General features: G+C 63.6%; 2 protein-coding genes. Both read right to left on the bottom strand.

The features are described 5' to 3' along the window. Positions 1-681: MFS transporter (locus EN939_RS33260; RefSeq protein WP_127271714.1), on the bottom strand; the 681-nt coding region annotated here is incomplete at its 3' end. A 134-nt stretch (positions 682-815) separates the two neighbouring features. Beyond that, the coding region (locus tag EN939_RS33255; RefSeq protein ID WP_164751472.1) for a DMT family transporter at positions 816-1,640 on the bottom strand (825 nt) is incomplete at its 5' end.

Here is a 1,640-nt window from a genome sequence, read left to right as displayed (position 1 = left end):
GATCTGCTCGGCATAGACCGGCGACAAGGTGCGAAAGGCGCTGTTGGTGACGCCGACGGCGATGCAGCCGAAGCAGCCCAGCGGCGAAATCCGCCAGACGCGCGCCAGGTCGAGCTTGACCTCTTCGGGTGGTGCCGGGTTGGAGCGGTCGCCGAGCGACACCGGCACCAGCGACAAGGTGATCATCATCGACATGATGGCGAAGATGGCGAAACCGCCGGCGCCGAAGACCGGGATCAGGAACTGGGCTGATGTCACCGAACCGATGTCGACCATCCGGTAGATCGCCAGCACGCGTGCCCGGTCGTGATTGCCGACGCCGGAATTCAGCCAGCTTTCGACGATGGTGAACAGCCCGGCGAAGCAGAAGCCGCCAGCAAGGCGCACCGCGCACCACATCACCGGATCGATGACCAGCACCAGGAGCAAGGTGCCTACCGAGGCGATTGCCGCCAGCGCCGAAAATGCCCTGATATGGCCGACCGCCTTCATGATGCGGGTGATGGCCAGGCAGCCGAGCAGGAAGCCGGCGAAGTAGAAGGTGCCCATCAGGCCGATGTCGGAAGCCGAAAACCCTTCCTGCGCGCCGCGCAGCGCGATCAGCGTGCTCTGCAGCCCATTGCCGCCGAGCAAGATGCCGGCGGCGAGAAGAAGCGGGATCATCGGGCGGATGGAGGACATGAAGAGGCGATCACGTGTCGGTGATCCCTTCTTGGACCATCGCCCTGGCCAACGCCAGCAGCAATTCCCTGCGCCAACAGGGATGATCGCTGTATTCGCCTGGATTCGTTTCCCCCGTTTTGCTTGGTCAGCGCTCAGGGCTGCCTTCGACGTGACTGCCGATCGTCGGGCCACAGGCCAAGCCGCTCGGCTGCTCCCGTTGCGACGCCTATTCCTGCGAGGACTGCCATCAGCCCGACAATCAGGTTCGCGCTCACTTGTTCGCCCAGGAAGACAACACCGAAGATCGATGCCGTCACCGGATTCACCGCAACGGAGACGGCAACCAGTGTCGGCGGCGCGCGCTCGAGCGCGAATGCCCAAAGGAAGAAAATGAAGGCGCCGCAAATTATGGCCAGATAAGCGCTCGCGATCCACTGAGGTGCACTGAGAGTGGCAAGTCGCGCGAAGCCTCCGCTCGAAACCACCAGGACCGATAGGCAGACCGCGCCCACGCCCATGCCAAACGCCACGAACGGGATTGGCGCGGTGCGGGATAGAAATGGTCTCGACCAGACGTTGTAGAGCGCCATGCAGAAAGCGGCCGCGACCATGAGAAGATCTCCGCGCCAGGCATCTGGGGGAGCAGTCGTCAGGCTCGTGCCGAGCGCTACGGCCACTCCTGCCATTGCGATCAGCACACCGACGATCTTGCGGATGGTCGGCGGCTCGATCTTCAGAACTGCCGCGGCAAGCATGGTGAGCAGAGGCAGTGTCGAAAGCGCAAGCGCACCTCGCGCGGCCGTCGTGTAGACAAGGGCTCCATTGAAGAGCACCGGAAACAGCCCGAAGAACAGAAGACCCAATGCACCAGTGCCGAGCCAGTCGCTCTTCGGCGGCCACCTGTCTCGCCGCCAGAGAGCTACGGCGGCCAAAACCAGAAAGCCGCCGCCGAACCGGACCGCACCGATAGCGAGAGG

The sequence above is a fragment of the Mesorhizobium sp. M7A.F.Ca.CA.002.05.1.1 genome (genome assembly GCF_003998335.1).
Taxonomy (GTDB): Bacteria; Pseudomonadota; Alphaproteobacteria; order Rhizobiales; family Rhizobiaceae; genus Mesorhizobium.
The sequence above is the reverse complement of the archived record's forward strand: the minus strand, read 5'-3'. Positions and strand labels throughout refer to the sequence as shown.